Source organism: Massilia agrisoli (assembly GCF_020831365.1).
GTDB classification, from domain to species: Bacteria; Pseudomonadota; Gammaproteobacteria; order Burkholderiales; family Burkholderiaceae_D; genus Telluria_A; species Telluria_A agrisoli.
Map to the genome: position 1 here is coordinate 265,819 of NZ_JAJHPV010000020.1, position 16,619 is coordinate 282,437.

Annotated in this window: 11 protein-coding genes and 1 other RNA gene; 8 read left to right on the plus strand and 4 right to left on the minus strand. The window is 64.1% G+C overall.

What is annotated here, in order from left to right:
- Positions 1–128: 128 nt before the first annotated feature.
- A complete protein-coding gene (locus LMJ30_RS17800; RefSeq protein ID WP_371873042.1) occupies positions 129–1,058 on the minus strand; it encodes a transglycosylase SLT domain-containing protein in 930 nt (309 codons plus the stop codon).
- Positions 1,059–1,538: 480 nt separating this feature from the next.
- Between LMJ30_RS17800 and ubiD the strand changes: the two genes are divergently transcribed.
- The 7 genes from ubiD (at position 1,539) to LMJ30_RS17835 (ending at position 8,598) form a co-directional block, all read left to right on the plus strand.
- Positions 1,539–3,023, plus strand: a complete 1,485-nt coding sequence (gene ubiD, locus LMJ30_RS17805) for a 4-hydroxy-3-polyprenylbenzoate decarboxylase (RefSeq protein WP_229433768.1) — start codon at positions 1,539–1,541, stop codon at positions 3,021–3,023.
- 55 nt (positions 3,024–3,078) lie between these two features.
- An RNA gene (gene ffs / locus LMJ30_RS17810) (signal recognition particle sRNA small type) lies at positions 3,079–3,177 on the plus strand.
- Between the two features lie 231 nt (positions 3,178–3,408).
- Complete coding sequence (locus LMJ30_RS17815) at positions 3,409–5,574, plus strand: DNA polymerase III subunit gamma/tau (protein ID WP_229433769.1); 2,166 nt, start codon at positions 3,409–3,411, stop codon at positions 5,572–5,574.
- A 57-nt stretch (positions 5,575–5,631) separates the two neighbouring features.
- Positions 5,632–5,958 (plus strand): YbaB/EbfC family nucleoid-associated protein, encoded by a 327-nt coding sequence (locus LMJ30_RS17820; RefSeq protein ID WP_223467420.1) that lies wholly within the window; start codon positions 5,632–5,634, stop codon positions 5,956–5,958.
- A gap of 9 nt (positions 5,959–5,967) precedes the next feature.
- On the plus strand, positions 5,968–6,558 hold the full coding sequence (recR, locus tag LMJ30_RS17825; protein ID WP_229433770.1) for a recombination mediator RecR: 591 nt from the start codon (positions 5,968–5,970) through the stop codon (positions 6,556–6,558).
- A gap of 149 nt (positions 6,559–6,707) precedes the next feature.
- Positions 6,708–7,847 carry a glycosyltransferase gene (locus LMJ30_RS17830; RefSeq protein WP_229433771.1) on the plus strand — a complete coding sequence of 380 codons (1,140 nt, stop codon included), beginning with the start codon at positions 6,708–6,710 and terminating at the stop codon, positions 7,845–7,847.
- A complete protein-coding gene (locus LMJ30_RS17835) occupies positions 7,837–8,598 on the plus strand; it encodes a DUF2334 domain-containing protein (protein WP_229433772.1) in 762 nt (253 codons plus the stop codon). Before LMJ30_RS17830 ends, LMJ30_RS17835 begins: the two co-directional genes overlap by 11 nt.
- Here the strand turns inward: LMJ30_RS17835 and LMJ30_RS17840 are convergent.
- Positions 8,589–8,876 carry a hypothetical protein gene (locus tag LMJ30_RS17840; RefSeq protein WP_229433773.1) on the minus strand — a complete coding sequence of 96 codons (288 nt, stop codon included), beginning with the start codon at positions 8,874–8,876 and terminating at the stop codon, positions 8,589–8,591. The two genes, LMJ30_RS17835 and LMJ30_RS17840, sit on opposite strands and share 10 nt — an antisense overlap.
- Positions 8,877–9,066: 190 nt before the next feature.
- Here LMJ30_RS17840 and LMJ30_RS17845 point away from each other — a divergent pair, with 190 nt between their 5' ends.
- Positions 9,067–11,469, plus strand: a complete 2,403-nt coding sequence (locus tag LMJ30_RS17845) for a penicillin acylase family protein (protein ID WP_229433774.1) — start codon at positions 9,067–9,069, stop codon at positions 11,467–11,469.
- A gap of 60 nt (positions 11,470–11,529) precedes the next feature.
- Here LMJ30_RS17845 and LMJ30_RS17850 read toward each other — a convergent pair whose 3' ends face one another.
- Positions 11,530–13,638 (minus strand): putative bifunctional diguanylate cyclase/phosphodiesterase, encoded by a 2,109-nt coding sequence (locus LMJ30_RS17850; RefSeq protein ID WP_229433775.1) that lies wholly within the window; start codon positions 13,636–13,638, stop codon positions 11,530–11,532.
- A 1-nt stretch (position 13,639) separates the two neighbouring features.
- On the minus strand, positions 13,640–16,504 hold the full coding sequence (locus tag LMJ30_RS17855; protein ID WP_229433776.1) for a hybrid sensor histidine kinase/response regulator: 2,865 nt from the start codon (positions 16,502–16,504) through the stop codon (positions 13,640–13,642).
- Between the last annotated feature and the right edge of the window lie 115 nt (positions 16,505–16,619).

The window sequence follows — 16,619 nt, forward strand, 5'->3', positions numbered from 1 at the left end:
GTCTTCAGTATGGGTTCCCGCGTGCGCGGGAACGACGAGGGTGTAGCGCTTCCACACTTTTAACGGTGACATAGCCAACAAAAAGGCCACCGCAACCGCCGGTGGCCTTCTGTCTGGATCAGGACTGCTTACAGGCCGGCGATCGCCTCGCTGCTTACGTCAGTCACGACCGGTGCCTCTACCTTCGGCGCTGGCGCAGCCGGGGCAGGAGCGGCTGCTGGCGCTGCCTTGTCGGCCACCATGGTCGCTGGCGCTGGGCGAGTGAAGATCGGCACGTTCTTGCCGCGTGCAACCTGCTTCAGGCGCTGGTATTCAGCCAGGACTTTCGAGCCGTAGCCGGAATCGGTCTCGAAGGCCGCTGCGCCGACGTAGCTTTTCAGGCCGGCTTCCACCGAGCCGCCGCGCTGGACGTACTCTTTGAGGATCTGCGAACCGACACGGATGTTAGCAACCGGGTTCAGTGCAGCCTGGGTGCCGCCCATTTCCTGGAACTTTTCCTTGTGAACCTTCGACATCACCTGCATCAGGCCCTGCGCGCCTACCGGGCTTTCGGCAAACGGGTTAAAGCGCGATTCGATCGCCATCACGGCGAGGATCAGCAGGGGGTCGAGCTTCATTTCGCTGGCCGTCAGGTAGGCGGTCGATACCAGCATGTTGGCGGCGTCGCCAGCCACGCGATAACGCTTGGACAGCCACGAGGTCACGAATTCCTGCTGCTTTTTAGTGCCGGCCAGCGCCTTGTCATGCGCGGTTGGCTCGACTTCTTCCGCTTCGACAGCCGCGGCTGGCGATGCCATCAGCGCCGTCATCGCAGGCGCTTCGATTTTTGCCACCGGCATTGGTTCCGGTGCGACGAACTGGTAGAACTGCTTGGCCAGGTCTGGGTTGCCATAGAGCAGAGCGATTACCGCTACCGCTGAGAGACCGAATACGGTCAGGGTGTGTTGTGCGGTGGTCAGCACGCCACGGGCCGCCTTGGTCACGGAAACCCACGTGATTGGCTGGATGGCCATGGTTTGGGCGAGCTTTGCTGTCGCCCCGTTGAAACGATTTGTCATCGAATTCCCCTTTGTCGCGGAAAAAGTGATCCCGTCGCTGCCATCTAGGGCAACGGTCTGACTAATGCCGTGCATCAGAAATATCGTCTATCGTCCCGTTCGCGGGTGCCGCGATCCGGTCGATTTACGCCGTCATTGCTTGCTTCAGCTGGTGGTTCCCTTTGGTATTTGACCAGTGGCTAAACAACTTTTTTCGGGGAGGTAGGCAGACGCCTGTAGAAAACACTCCATTAAATGTCATTGGGGCCCCGACCCCGTGAAAGTATGAGAACAGGCTAAAATCATGTCTTTCGACGTGCGATCTCATCAATTTAGAGCAAATTGTATGGGCTGCCTTATATCAAGTCAATACTAACACGATTCATCGTTATTACTTTTGGGTATGACATTTTGTGCTGCGACGCAACAATACCCTGTTAAATCAACCACTTGCCGTGGCTATTTCAACAACTCCGTTGGCCTCAAAAAAAGAACAAACCGATGAAATATTCTGATCTGCGCGACTTTGTTTCCCAACTGCAACAAATGGGCGAGCTCAAGCGGGTGACGGCGCCCGTCTCGCCGTACCTGGAGATGACCGAGATCTGCGACCGTACCCTGCGCGCCGAAGGGCCGGCGCTGCTGTTTGAAAACCCGGCCGGGCACCAGATCCCGGTGCTGGGCAACCTGTTCGGCACGCCGCGCCGGGTGGCGCTGGGCATGGGCGCGGACGACATCTCCGAGCTGCGCAAGATCGGCCACGTGCTGGCGCGCCTGAAAGAGCCGGAGCCGCCGAAAGGGTTCAAGGACCTGGTGGGCATGAGCTCACTGGTCAAGGCGGTGTGGGACATGTCGCCCAAGGAGATGCGCGGCGCGCCGTGCCAGGAGATCGTATGGGAGGGGGCCGACGTCGACCTGGCGCGCCTGCCGATCCAGCACTGCTGGCCTGGCGATATCGCGCCGCTGATTACCTGGGGCCTGGTGATTACCAAGGGCCCGCACAAGAAGCGCCAGAATCTGGGCATCTACCGCCAGCAGGTGATCGGCCCGAACAAGGTGATCATGCGCTGGCTGGCGCACCGCGGCGGCGCGCTCGACTTCCGCGAGCACGCCATTGCGACCAAGGGCCAGCCGTATCCGGTCGCCGTCGCGCTGGGCGCCGACCCGGCCACCATCCTCGGCGCCGTGACGCCGGTGCCGGACAGTTTGTCCGAGTACCAGTTCGCCGGCCTCTTGCGCGGCAGCCGCACCGAGCTGGCCAAGGCAATCGGCAGCGAGCTGCGGGTGCCGGCCTATGCCGAGATCGTGCTGGAAGGGCATATCTACCCGGACGAGAACCACCCGAGCGGCTACGAGCATGCGCTCGAAGGCCCGTTCGGCGACCACACCGGCTATTACAATGAGCAGGACAGCTTCCCGGTCTTCACGATCGACCGCATCACGATGCGGCGCAACCCGATTTATCACTCTACGTATACAGGTAAGCCGCCAGACGAGCCGGCGGTGCTTGGCGTCGCCCTCAACGAAGTGTTCATCCCGCTGCTGCAGAAGCAGTTCAGCGAGATCACCGACTTCTACCTGCCGCCCGAAGGATGCAGCTACCGCATGGCGGTGGTGCAGATGAAGAAGCAGTACGCTGGCCACGCCAAGCGGGTGATGTTCGGCGTGTGGAGCTTCCTGCGCCAGTTCATGTATACGAAGTTCATCGTGGTGGTCGACGAGGACGTGAACATCCGCGACTGGAAGGAAGTGATCTGGGCGATCACCACGCGCGTCGATCCGACCCGCGATACGGTCCTGGTCGATAACACGCCGATCGATTACCTCGACTTCGCCTCGCCGGTCAGTGGCCTGGGCAGCAAGATGGGCATCGACGCGACCAACAAGTGGCCGGGCGAGACCAGCCGGGAGTGGGGCACCACCATTGAGATGACCGACGCGGTGAAGAAGCGGGTCGACGCCATCTGGCAGGAACTGGGTATTTAACGGGTTGCGGCGCGCGGGTTTCCATAAATCCTGCGCGTCGGTTATAATTGAAGCTGGCGGGCCCCTGCGCATTGTGGCACGGCTAACCTGGTCAGGTCCGGAAGGAAGCAGCCACGGCTGTTCACCATAAGTGCCGCAGATCAGGCTCGCCTCTTTCGTTTTTCTCACGCTCCGGTTCCGGACGCGCAGTTCCCAACTCCAGTCATGCGTCGTTCCCGCAAAAGCGGGAATCCATGCCACGCCTTTGGCAGGCGCACAGCATGGGTTCCCGTTTGCGCGGGAACGACGAGGCAGCGGCCAAAATGCCCAATTATCGGTCTGATACAATACCGCTTTACGCGACCCTTTGCTACGACCCGGCAAGCCACATACGGTAAAATCCAGCATGTCCTATCAAGTCCTCGCCCGCAAGTACCGTCCCAAGAACTTCGAAACGCTCGTCGGCCAGGAGCACGTGGTGCGCGCGCTGACGCACGCGCTGCAAACGGGCCGCCTGCACCATGCCTACCTGTTCACCGGGACACGCGGCGTCGGCAAGACGACGCTGTCGCGCATCCTCGCCAAATCGCTCAACTGCATCGGCCCTGACGGCAACGGCGGCGTTACCGCCCAGCCTTGCGGCGCCTGCGAAGCGTGCGTGGCGATCGACAGCGGCCGCTTCGTCGATTACATCGAAATGGACGCGGCCTCGAACCGCGGCGTCGACGAGATGGCGCAGCTGCTCGAGCAGGCTGTGTACGCGCCATCGAACGCGCGCTACAAGGTCTACATGATCGACGAGGTGCACATGCTGACCAACCACGCCTTCAACTCGATGTTGAAGACGCTGGAAGAGCCGCCTGCGCACGTCAAGTTCATCCTTGCGACGACCGACCCGCAAAAAATCCCCGTCACCGTGCTGTCGCGCTGCCTCCAGTTCAACCTGAAGCAGATGCCGCCGGGGCACATCATCGGCCACCTTGAAAACATCCTTGGCCAGGAAGGCATCACTTTCGAACAGCCGGCGCTGCGCCTGCTGGCGCAAGGCGCGCACGGTTCGATGCGCGACGCGCTGTCGCTGACCGACCAGGCCATCGCGTACGCGGCCGGCCAGGTGACGCTCGAAGCGGTGCAGGGCATGCTCGGCGCGCTCGACCAGTCCTACCTGATCCGCCTGCTCGACGCGCTGCTGAAACAAGACGGCGCCGACCTGATGGCGGTGGCCGACGAAATGGCCAGCCGCAGCCTGTCGTACAACGGCGCGCTGCAGGACCTCGGCACCTTGCTGCACCGGATCGCACTGGCCCAGAGCGTGCCGTCGGCCGTGCCGTCGGACCTGCCGGAGCTGGCCGACATCCAGCGCCTGGCCAAAGAGTTCGATGCGCAGGAAGTGCAGCTGTATTACCAGATCGCTGTCCACGGCCGCAACGAGATCGGCCTCGCGCCGGATGAATACGCGGGCTTCACCATGACCTTGCTGCGCATGCTGGCTTTCCGTCCGGGTAACGGCGGCGCGGAAGGCGTTGCGCCAACAGCGCCCGCAGCGGCGCGTCCTGTACAGCCAGCGCCGCGTGCGCCGGCGCCGCCAGCCCGTGCCGAATCGGCAGCGGTGGCAAGCCACGCGGCAGTAGCCCCCGCGCCGGCGGCCGCACCGGCAGCGCCAGTCCAGCAAGCTGCGCCTGCACCTGCTGCTGCGCCATCTGGTCCTGCGCCCGCAATGAGTTCAGCGCGCGCCGCCATCAATGCGGCGCTGGAAGCTGCCCGTTCCGCCAGCCGCGGGCAGGGCGGTGGCCAGAAGCGCCCGACCGCGATGTCGATCCAGGCCGACCAGAATGCCGCGCAGGCCGCCGCGCCAGCACCCGCGCCTGCGCCAGCGGCCCCGCCGCCGGCGATGCAAGCCGCACCAGGCGCGCCGCCACCGGTTGCCAAAGCGCCGCCGCCGTGGGAACAGCCATCGGCGCCGCCAGCGGCGCCGGTCCAGCAGCAGCCGCAGGCCGTCCAGCAAAGCTACGACGAGCCGGAAGCCGACGATGGCCCGCCGTCGTGGGTGATGGAGTTTTCCGATGACACCGCAGTAGCCCAGGAGGCGCCAGCTGCCGTCGCGCCCGCGCCGGTCCGCGCGCCCGCCGCGCCGCGCCACGCCTACGTCATTACGCCAGTGCCCGAAATCGACTGGGACGGCAACTGGCCGGGCCTTGCCGCCGGGCTGCCGCTGCGCGGCGTCGCCCAGCAGCTGGCGTTCCAGACCGAGCTGGTCAATTGCACGGTCGATGGCAACGTCACCACCTTCAAGCTGCGCGTGCCGATCGACACGCTGCGCGCCAGCGGCAACAGCGAAAAGCTGGCAGCGGCGCTGCAGGAACGTTTTACCAATACCAAGGTCGCGGTCGACATCGAGATCGGCCACGTCTGGTACACCGCCAGCGCCGAAGCCCAGGCATTCCGCGAGGAGTGCCAGCGCAAGGCCGAGGAAACCGTGGCGAGCGATCCTTTCGTCAAGGACCTGATGCGCGAATTCGGCGCGTTCGTGGTCCAGGGATCGATCCGCCCGCCGCCGGCCACGGCGGCATAAAGCGCGGAATTTTTTCTACAATATTTGTCCTACTCTTAGATTTCGGAGAACAGCACCATGATGAAGAACCAGCTCGCAGGCTTGATGAAACAGGCGCAAGCCATGCAGGACAACATGAAAAAAGCCCAGGAACAGCTGGCGCTGATCGAAGTGGAAGGCCAGTCGGGCGCCGGCCTGGTCAAGGTCGTGATGACCTGCAAGAACGACGTCAAGCGCGTCTCGATCGACCCGTCGCTGCTGGCTGACGACAAGGACATGCTGGAAGACCTGGTCGCCGCCGCGTTCAACGACGCCGTGCGCAAGGCCGAAACCACTTCCGCCGAAAAAATGAGCGGCATGACCGCCGGCATGAACCTGCCAGCCGGCTTCAAGATGCCGTTCTAAGCTGCTTTAATGTCCAGCTCGCTAGATTTCCTGACCGAGGCCTTGCGCCGCCTGCCCGGCGTCGGTCCCAAGTCGGCGCAGCGGATGGCATTCCACCTGCTGCAGCACGACCGCGAAGGCGCGTCGATGCTGTCGCGCGCACTGTACCAGGCGGTGGACAACGTGCATCACTGCGCGCTGTGCAATACCTTCGCCGAAACGGAAATCTGCGATACCTGTCTGGATGAAAGGCGCGACAAGGCCTTGCTGTGCGTGGTCGAAACGCCGGCCGACCAGTTGATGATCGAGCAAACCCTGACCTACAAGGGCCTGTACTTCGTGCTGATGGGCCGGCTCTCGCCGCTGGACGGCATCGGCCCCAAGGACATTCACCTGGAGAAGCTGGTGGGCAGGGCAGCCGACGGCGTGGTCAGCGAAGTGGTGCTCGCCACCAACTTCACCAACGAAGGCGAGGCCACCGCGCATTACATCAGTGAAATGCTGAAGGCGCGCGGACTCAAGGTCAGCCGCCTGGCGCGCGGCGTGCCGGTCGGAGGTGAGCTAGAATATGTCGACGCCGGTACGATCGCTCGGGCCATGCTGGACCGCCGCAGCACCTGATTGCGCAAGCGGGCTCATCTACACCAAAGCAACACCGGCACTTTGCGCCAGCGCTATCCTTGAACGAAATGACGGCACCCATTTGCGTGTGCTCAAATCCGTGAAGGACGGCGCTGCTATCTTGGCTTTTCATTTTGTGAAGCCAACGTATGCATATCGCCGACATCACGATGTTCTACGCCGCCCGGGGTGGTGGCGTCAGTACCTATCTCAACGCCAAGGCGCGCTGGCTGGTCCAGCGGACGCGGATCCGGCATACCATTCTCAGCCCCAACGTGCCGACCACGGATGGCAAGATGCGTTCCCTTGTCGCCATCCCATCGATGCCGTTTCCTGGAATCCATGGCTACCGCTTGCCCTTGTCGGTGACGGGCACGGCACGCATCTTGCGCGCGCTTGAACCGGACCTGGTCGAGGCGGGCGACGCCGGCCATTGCGCGTGGGCGGCGCTGCGGGTCAAGCGCAAGCTGAACATCCCCGCGGTCGCCTTCTACCATTCCGACCTGCCACGGATCATCGGCGACCGCATGGGCAATGCGTCGACACGGATGGCCAGCGCTTATCTCGCCCACCTGTACCGCCAGTTTGACCTCGTCATGGCGCCAAGCAAACTCATGGTGCGCCAGCTGGACAACATCGGCGTGCGCGGCGTGTTCCATCAGCCGCTAGGCATCGACATCGATACCTTCTCGCCCCGTCGGCGTGCCAATTCACTGCGCCAACATTTGAACCTGGCGCCGGATACGCGCCTGCTGGTGTACGCCGGCAGGTTTACGGCTGAAAAGAAGTTGCCGATCCTCGTAGAAGCGGTACGGCGCCTCGGCCATCCCTACCATTTGCTGATGATCGGTGGCGGCACCAGGCTGCCGCAGCTCGACCGCATGACCTGTATTCCTTTCAAGCGCAACCAGCAAGACCTGGCGCGGCTGATCGCCAGCAGCGACGTGCTGGTGCACCCGGGCGACCGCGAGACCTTCGGCCTGATCGTGCTTGAAGCCATGGCCTGCGGCATTCCGGTTGTCGGGACGACGGGGGGCGGCGTAGCGGAGCTAGTTGAACCTGGGACCGGAATTTTGGTCGAACCGAATAGCGTTGCGCAGCTGTGCGAGGGCATCGACGCCATCTACCGCTGCGACATGGCTGAACTGGGCAAGAACGCGCTGCATCACGCGCGCGAGCAGTACGACTGGAACCGCATCATGCCGCAACTGCTCCAGCGCTACGCAGGGCTGCTCGCCTCGCGTCAACGGGCGGAACTGGAAGCGGAGCGGATCTTTGTTGCTGAATGACCTGAGTGAACCAAGCGACCCGGGCAGCTTATGCGTTTCCATCCACGACGTGGCGCCCGATACCTGGGCCGAGTGCGAACTGCTGTTGCACGCGGTGCGCGCTGTTGCGGATATTCCGCTCACATGGCTGGTGATTCCCCATTACCGGGGCAGCGGCGCCCGCTCGCACCAGCTTGAATCCACCCTTGGGCGCATGCTGGACCACGGGCACGAACTGGCGCTGCACGGCTATACCCATACTGACGACGGGCCCGCGCGCGGCGGGCCATTCGGCGCCTTGGTCCGCACCGTGTACACGCAGGGCGAGGGCGAGTTTGCCGCGATCAGTGAGCAGGAGGCGCGACGGCGCATTGAACTGGGACTGGAATGGTTTCGTGACCGTGGATGGCCGGTGTCCGGATTTGTCGCGCCCGCCTGGCTGATCGGCCCCAAGGCCTGGCAGGCGGTACATGCTTTTCCCTTCCTCTACACCACGACCTTCACGCATTTTCACTTGTTGGCGCAGCGGCGCCGGGTGTTTTCGCCCAGCCTTGTGTACGCGGCACGCAACAAAGGGGGCAGGGCGCTATCGCCGGTTGCGGCATCCACCGTGGCCTGCCTGTTGGAGCATTCGCCGCTGGTGCGCTTTTCACTGCATCCGCGCGACGCGCATTATCCTGCGCTGGTCCTCCATGCCCAGCGCCTGATCGCACAATTGCTCGATTCGCGCATGCCGCTCACCAAGGCGGCCTTCGCCCAAGCCTACCAGTAAGGCCCCCAGCCGGCGCCGACGCTCCAGTGAGGGCGCCCGAACCCGGCGTAATAATACGGATGGTAGCCATAGCGGTCGATATCGTCCTTCGCGCTCAGTTGAAGCACGCAGCTGCGCCATTGGTCGGAATTGGCGGAAAAGCCCAGTCGGGCGCATGCCGGGCCATACACGCGCATCATGTGATCCATCTCGGCCTGCATCCTGGCGGCGCGCTGTTCAGGCGTGGCGCAGGCAGTGGCAAGGACGGCGGTGAGTAGCAAGATCAGGTAGCGAAGCATGGTGATCTCCTTCAGATTGCAGCAACACTGAGGGTGTCGCATTTAAGCTAGCTTAGAAGCCCTAGATCACCGACCTCTGATGCACGTCAAATTGAACGGCGGAACCCTCGCGCAGTTCAACTCTAAACTTCCCGTTTTGCGCTCCCGGTTTTTCTGGCAATATCGCTCCGGGACACATTAAAGGATATCCATGAGAAAGCGTGGCGTTAAAACCTGGACCTTGCGTGCGGTGCTCACCCTGTTCGTACTGCTTGTGCTCGGCATGGTGGGAATCTGGCTGTTCCTGCGCGGAAGCCTGGCCCAGCTCGACGGGCGGCGCGCCGTGCCGGGCCTGACTGCCGAGGTGAGCATCGTGCGCGACGCCCAGGGCATCCCCACCATCAGCGGAACCAGCCGCGACGACGTGGCCTACGCCACCGGCTTCGTCCACGGCCAGGAGCGCTTCTTCCAGATGGACCTGCTGCGCCGGGTCGGCGCGGGCGAACTGGCCGAGCTGTTTGGTGCGCGCGCGGTACCGGTCGACAAATCGCACCGCCTGCACCGCTTCCGCGCCCGCGCCAACGCCGCGCTGGCGGCGATGACGCCGGCCGAGCGCCGCTTCCTTGAACGCTACGCCGCCGGCGTCAATGATGGTCTGTCCGCACTCGCGTCCAAGCCATTCGAATACGCGCTGGTCAGCGCCGCCCCGCGGCCATGGACGGCGGCCGACTCGCTGCTGGTGGTGTGGGCGATGTACTTCGACCTGCAAGGCATGCTGGAGCCGCGTGAACTGGCGCGCGGCTGGCTGCGTGACAATACCGACGCGGCGCAGCTGGCCTTCCTGCTGCCGGAAGCGACCGCGTGGGACGCGCCGATCGATGCGGACAGCGTGCCGGCGCCGCTGGCGCCATTGCCGCCGGCCGCCCCCGCCTGGTGGGGCAAGCCGCCTGCCGATAAGCCGACCCGGATCGCGGCGGCCGATTTCGTCGATTCGGTCGGCAGCAACAACTGGGCTCTGGCGGGCAGCCGCAGCAGGCACGGCGCGGCCATCGTCGCGGACGACATGCACCTCGGGATCCAGCTCCCCAACACCTGGTACCGGCTGGCGCTGCGCTTCCCGGCGGCCGACGGCGCGATGCGGCGCGTGGTGGGCGTCAGCCTGCCGGGAGCGCCGCCCGTGGTGGTCGTCGGCAGCAATGGCAAGGTCGCGTGGGGATTCACGAACAGCTATGGCGATTATCTCGACCTCGTCGAAGTCAGCACCGACGCTTCGCGGCCAGGGCAGGTGCAAACGCCGGCCGGCTGGGAGACCCCGGCGCGGACTGAGGAAACCATCCTTGTCAAAGGCGAGCCCGCCGAGAAGATTGAAGTGCGCACCACCTCGTTCGGGCCACTGCGCGAAACGGGCGGCAAGCAGTATGCGATCCACTGGATCGCGCATTCGGCGCAGGCCATCAACCTGAACCCGATGAAGTTTGAATCGGCCGACACGCTCGATGCGGCCTTGTCGGCCGCAGCGACAGTCGGCATCCCGGCGCAGAACTTCGTCGCAGGCGACGACCAGGGGAACATCGGCTGGACCATCGTGGGAGCCATGGCCGGTCGCGCGCAGCCGGGCATCGCGTCGACGTTCCCGCTATCGCCTGATAACGCCGGGGCAGGATGGCAAGCACCGCTGGCGCCAGGGGCCTACCCGGTGCTGCGCAATCCGGCGGGCGGCCAGCTATCGACGGCCAACAGCCGCCAGTTGAACGGAGCGGGCGCGCAGGTGATCGGCGATGGCGGCTTCGATATCGGCGCGCGTAACCGCCAGGTGCGCGACCAGCTGGCAGCGCTGGGAACGGGCGCGGACGTCGCCGGGGTGTATGGCATTGCGATGGATGACCGCGCCGTGTTCATTGCGCCCTGGCGCGAACGCGCGCTGCAGGTGCTCGATGCCAGCGCCGTGGAAGGCAAGCCGCAGCGCGCCGAGTTCCGTCGACTGTTAGTTGAAAGCTGGAGCGGGAGGGCCAGCATCGACTCGGTTGGCTACCGGCTGGCGCGCCACTTCATGTGGTCGCTGCACGAGGTGCTGTACGGGGGCGCGAACGCGGAAATGGCGACGCTGGATGACAAGGCCACGGCTGCCATGGCCAGTTCACGCTGGCCGGCAGTGGTGGCGCGCCTGCTCGACGAGCAGCCGGCCGGGTGGCTGCCTTCTGCCCATCGCAGCTGGCGGGACGTGCAACTGGCGGCAGTCGATGCCGTGATCGCGGACCTGACGAAGGATGGCAGGCAGCTGTCGGCGGCCACATGGGGCGAACGCAATACCGCCACCATCGTGCATCCGATCGGGAACGCGGTGCCGTTTTTAAAGCGATGGCTGTCGGCGCCGGCAGACATGCTGCCGGGTGACGCCAACATGCCGCGCGTGGCAGGGGCGAAGTTCGGGCAGTCGCAGCGCATGACGGTGTCGCCGGGGCGCGAGGAGGAGGGGGTATTCAATATGCCGGGTGGGCAGAGCGGACATCCCCTGTCGCCGTTCTTCCTGAACGGCCATCAGGATTGGGTGGCGGGGAAGCCGACGCCGTTTTTGCCAGGAGCGGCGAAGTACACCCTGGTGCTGGCGCCGTGAAGACGGCGTGCGCGGCGGCTCAAACGTAGGGCGGATAAGCGCAATGCGCGCATCCGCCGCTTACTTGGCCGGCGCCGCGATCGCGCACACTTTCTGCAGCATCAGCGCAATCGACTCATGCGGCGACGGGTGCCCAAGGTAGAAGCCCTGCACCATGTCGCAGCCCAGCTGCTCCAGAAGCACCAGCTGCTCGTCGGTCTCCACCCCTTCGGCCACCACCGCCATCTTCAGCCCATGCGCCATCGCGATGATTGCGCGCGTGATGGCGGCGTTTTCCGAATCCTGCGGCAGCCCGCAGATAAAGCTCTTGTCGATCTTCAGCGCGCGCACATCGAAGCGCTTCAGGTAGTTCATCGACGAGTACCCGGTGCCGAAGTCGTCGATGGACAGGTAGACGCCGATCGCGCGCAGCTGCTCCAGCGTGGCCATGGTGGCGCGGGCGTCATCCATCAGCGTGCCTTCGGTCAGCTCCAGCTCCAGCAGCTTGGGATCAAGCCCGGTGTCGTGCAGGGCCGACATCACGATCTGCGTCAGGTTTTCGTCCTTGAACTGCTTGGCCGATAGATTGACCGCCATGCGCACCAGGCGCTGGGTCTGGCGCTGCCATAGCTTGGCCTGGTTGCAGGCCGTTCTCAGTACCCATTCGCCAATCGGGACGATCAGGCCTGTCTCTTCCGCAAGCGGGATAAATTCGTTGGGCGAGATGATGCCGCGCTCCGGGTGGCGCCAGCGCACCAGCGCTTCAACGCCGACGATCTCGGTGGAGCGCACGTCGATCTGTGGCTGGTACAGCAAATAGAGCTCATCGTTCTTGAGCGCCTTGCGCAGGCCCACTTCAAGCTTCACGTGGCTCATGATCTGCATCGTCAGCGACGAGCTGTAAAGCTTGGCGTTGTTCTTGCCGCAGTTTTTGGCGTGGTACATGGCGGTGTCCGCGTACTTCAGCAGCGAATCGCAGTCGTCGCCGTCCTCGGGGAACAGCGAGATGCCAATACTGGCGGTGACGAAGATCTCGTTGCCTTCGATGAGGAAGGGCCTGCGCATCGCTTCCTTGACGCGGTGGGCGACGTTGAGCGCGTTCTCGACCCGTTCAAGGTCGGGAATCAGGATCGTGAATTCGTCGCCGCCAAGGCGCGCGAGGTTGGTGGCCTGGTCCCCGCGCGACACCAGGTCGCTCGGGCGGATGGTTTCGCGCAGGCGCTCCGAGACGATCTTGAGCAGGTGGTCGCCGACGTTGTGCCCCAGTGTGTCGTTGATGCGCTTGAAGGCGTCAAGGTCCATGAACAGCACCGCGAACTTCTTGTTGCCGACCTTGGAGCGGTGCAGCTCGCGCTCCAGCGTTTCAAGGAAGGCCTGGCGGTTGGGGATGCCGGTCAGGCTGTCGCAGTAGGCGAGGCGGCGTATCTGTTCTTCGGTGCGTTTGCGTTCGCTGATGTCGCGCACGAGGCCCAGCACTTCTTCCGGGCCGGTGGCCACCAGCCGCGCTTCGAAGTGCTGCACGGCGCCGAAGCGGATCAGCTCATAGTCAACCGAGCGGATATGCTGGGTCTCGAGCACGGCGCGCATCTGTTCGAGCAAGCGCTCGGCGATCTCGCGCGGGAACACGTCGGTAATGTGCTTGCCGACGCAGTTCTCGGTCGGGAAGGCGGCGGAGGCGTCATGGCCCTGCTCGTAGTCGAGGTAGAAGCCGTCCTTGTTCAGCCTGAAGAAGGTGTCGGGAATCGCCGCGAGCACTGCGCGGTTGTGGGCGTCGGCGATGCGCAGGCGGACAATGGCGTCGCTGGCGCGCAGCACATACAGCACGCGGTGGCCAAGGATCGGCCAGTTGATCGGCTTGGATACAAAATCGGTGGCGCCCACTTCGTAGGCGTTGGTGACGGCCTCGATGTCGTCGCCGCCGGTGACCATGATGATGGGGACAGCGGAGCCGGTTTCGATGCGGCGGATTTCGCGGCAAGCCGCGAAGCCGTCCATGTTGGGCATATCGACATCCATCAGGATCAGGTCGGGCGACATGCTCTGGAACAGGTCTACTGCCTGGCGGCCGTCTTCTGCTTCGACTGCATCGAGCCCGACCTGGCCGAGCATTTCGAGCATCAGCAGCCGCATGACCGGATCGTCGTCGGCGACGAGCACCACGCCGCGCTTGGGAGGTTTGGATACGGGCATGTCAATGTTCCTTCTCAAGGATGGCACTGAGCGAATTGCGCACTGCCTGGAATTCGAGCTCCATGTCGGTGAGGATGCTCGAAGCGCCTTCGGTCGTTTCGGTGCGTCCCAGGGTTTCCATCTCTTTGCACAGGTGGGCGAGGGTCTCGGCGCCGACGTTGGCGCTGCTTGACTTCAGGCTGTGCGCGGTCTTGCGCAGGTTGCCGGCGTCGAAAGCGGCGATGGCGCGGCGCAGCGCCTGCAGCTGCTGCGGGGTGTCGTCGACAAAGGCTTCGACCACCTTCTGTACCAGCGCGCCACCGCGGTCGCTCGACAGCGCACGGATGTTCTCCAGTGCGTGGCGGTTGATGACATCGCGGTCGGCCACCGGCGCGGACGCAGCCTGCGATGGCGCAGGCGCAGTGGGTGGAACCGTCGGCGCCGGCGCCGCATACGTGGGGTCGTCGTCGTGGTGGACGGTCGCAGGCATCGGCAGCACGACCCAGCGGCCGATCACGGCGCCCAGCTGCTGCTGGGTGAATGGCTTGCTCAGGTAGTCGTCCATGCCGGCGGCGAGGCAGGCTTCGCGGTCGCCCTGCAGCGCATTGGCGGTGATGGCGATGATCGGCAGCGAACGCGAACGGCTGTTCTGGTGCTCCTGGCGGCGGATTTCCGCGGTGGCCGCGAAGCCGTCCATCACCGGCATCTGGCAGTCCATCAGCACAATGTCGTATTCGCCGCTGCGCGCGGCCTTGACGGCTTCCTCGCCGTTCGACACGCAGTGCACATCGAGCCCGAGGCTATCGAGCATGGCGGTGGCCACTTCGACGTTGACCGGATTGTCCTCGGCCAGCAGCACCTTGCGCAGGCGCGGGCGCTGGCTTGGCTGCGGGGCCGAAGGGGGCGGCGCGATGATGCCGCCGGGTGCGGAGAGCGGCGCGCGCTGGCGCGTGGCCAGGCACTCGAACAGGTCGCCGGCGCGCACCGGGCGAATCATCTGGTAGGCCACGCCGGCCTCGCGCCGCTGGACCGGATCGGCGGCCAACCGGTCGCTGCTCAAAAGGAGTATGCGGGTGGCGCGGGTGGCCGGGTCGGCCTTGATGCCGGCGGCCAGCGCAAGGCCGCTGGTGCGCTGAAGGTGCATGTCGATGATCGCCACTTCGTACGGCGTGCCGGCGCGGGCTGCGGCCAGCAGGCGGTCGACCGCGTCCATCGCGCTGGCGACGCTGTGGGTGCGCACCCGCCATGCGGCAAGCTGCTGTTCCATTTCCTCGCGGCTGCTCTGTTCTTCGTCGACGATCAACACGCGCAATCCTTCGATGGTGTGCAAGGCCGCACCGGGCTCGTCGGGGTCAACCCGACGCTTGTCGAACGGTACCGTGAACCAGAAAATGGAGCCTTGTGATAAAGCATTGTCGACCCCGATTTTGCCGCCCATGAGCTCGACCAGCTGCTTCGAGATCGCCAGGCCAAGCCCGGTTCCGCCGTACTGGCGGGTGGTCGAACTGTCCGCCTGCGAGAACGCTTCAAAGATGCGGGTGCGCGCCTCGCGCGACACGCCGATGCCGGTGTCGTGCACCTCGAAACGCAAGGTCACCGACTGCGGGTCCTCTGACACGACCTGGACCTTGGCCAGGATGTTGCCGTGGTCGGTGAACTTGATCGCGTTGCCGAGCAGGTTGGCCATGACCTGGCGCAGGCGGTTGGGGTCGCCGCAAATGGCGATCGGAATGTCGTTGGCGATCGCGAAGTCGAGCGCGATGCCTTTGGCCTGGGCCTGCGGCGTGTAGACGGTGTTGATATCGTCGAGCATGTCCCACAGGTTGAAGTTGATGTACTCAACGCTCAGCTTGCCGGCTTCGATCTTGGAGAAGTCGAGGATGTCGTTAATGATCACCAGCAGATGCTCGCCGGAGCGCTTGACCAGCTTGGTGAAGTTGCGCTGGGCTTCGTTCAATGGCGTGCCGAGCAGCATCTCGGTCATGCCGAGCACACCGTTCATCGGGGTGCGGATCTCGTGGCTCATGGTGGCGAGGAATGCGCTCTTCGCGCGGCTGGCGGCCTCGGCCGCGTTCTTGGCCTTTTCCAGCTGCTCGGTCCGTACGCTGACCTGGCGTTCGAGCTCGTCGCGGTGGTTGGTCAGGGCGGTGCCGCGGCCTTCGATCTGGGCCAGCATGTCGTTGAAGCTGTCAATCAAAGTACCAAGCTCATCCGTGCGTTCATGCTGGATGCGCAGGCTGTAGTTCTGGCTGGCCGACACGCGCTGAGCGGCGTTGATCAGCTTGGTGACGGGATCGGCGATGCTGCCCTTGAAGCGGCTGGCCAGCAACAGCGCCACCGCGAGCGAACAGCACATCGCCACCGCGATGACGGACATGCTCTTGAGCACATCGAGCCACATATTGGTCAGGTTCGCCTCGATCATCACGACGCCGACCTGCTGGTTCGCCGCCGGGATCGAGCGGTACAGGCGCATGCGCGTCGACCAGAAGGTGCTGTTCTTGGCGTTGAGGGCGGACAGGGACTCTTCGTCGATATCGAGCGAGGACACCTCTTCGTCTTCCTGCTCCAGGTCGCCGGGCGGCAGGTAGCGTGCGAAGGGTCTGCCATTGCGGTCGTAGAGAATCGCGTCGGAAATTTCCTCCTTCGCTTTCAACGCCGACAGGGTGGCCTGCGCCTGCTTGCGGTTCTTGAACAACAAGGCATCGACACTGTTCGCGCCAATCACTCCGGCAAACGACGACAGCTGCATACCCTCGTCCTTGCGGTGGTTCAGCACCGACGTGACAGCGAACGCGATGAACACGAAAAGCAAAGCCGTGCCAGTCGACAACAGCGAAATGATCGTCAACTTCTTGTTCAGGCTCGAGCGCTCAAAATTCAGCATGTGTTTTCCTGCGGAAGGACAACGGAGTGGGCAGGCGGATGAGCTATTTCACTGCGTAAAGTATTGCAATTCCATCAGGAAAAATATACGGGTAAAGATTCCTACAAGCCTTGAG

Excerpts from the sequence above, each read along its gene's own strand:
- LMJ30_RS17800 (WP_371873042.1), bottom strand. The coding sequence starts at position 1,058 with ATGACAAATCGTTTCAACGGGGCGACAGCAAAGCTCGCCCAAACCATG.
- ubiD (WP_229433768.1), top strand. The coding sequence starts at position 1,539 with ATGAAATATTCTGATCTGCGCGACTTTGTTTCCCAACTGCAACAAATG.
- LMJ30_RS17815 (WP_229433769.1), top strand. The coding sequence starts at position 3,409 with ATGTCCTATCAAGTCCTCGCCCGCAAGTACCGTCCCAAGAACTTCGAA.
- LMJ30_RS17820 (WP_223467420.1), top strand. The coding sequence starts at position 5,632 with ATGATGAAGAACCAGCTCGCAGGCTTGATGAAACAGGCGCAAGCCATG.
- recR (WP_229433770.1), top strand. The coding sequence starts at position 5,968 with ATGTCCAGCTCGCTAGATTTCCTGACCGAGGCCTTGCGCCGCCTGCCC.
- LMJ30_RS17830 (WP_229433771.1), top strand. The coding sequence starts at position 6,708 with ATGCATATCGCCGACATCACGATGTTCTACGCCGCCCGGGGTGGTGGC.
- LMJ30_RS17840 (WP_229433773.1), bottom strand. The coding sequence starts at position 8,876 with ATGCTTCGCTACCTGATCTTGCTACTCACCGCCGTCCTTGCCACTGCC.
- LMJ30_RS17845 (WP_229433774.1), top strand. The coding sequence starts at position 9,067 with ATGAGAAAGCGTGGCGTTAAAACCTGGACCTTGCGTGCGGTGCTCACC.
- LMJ30_RS17850 (WP_229433775.1), bottom strand. The coding sequence starts at position 13,638 with ATGCCCGTATCCAAACCTCCCAAGCGCGGCGTGGTGCTCGTCGCCGAC.
- LMJ30_RS17855 (WP_229433776.1), bottom strand. The coding sequence starts at position 16,504 with ATGCTGAATTTTGAGCGCTCGAGCCTGAACAAGAAGTTGACGATCATT.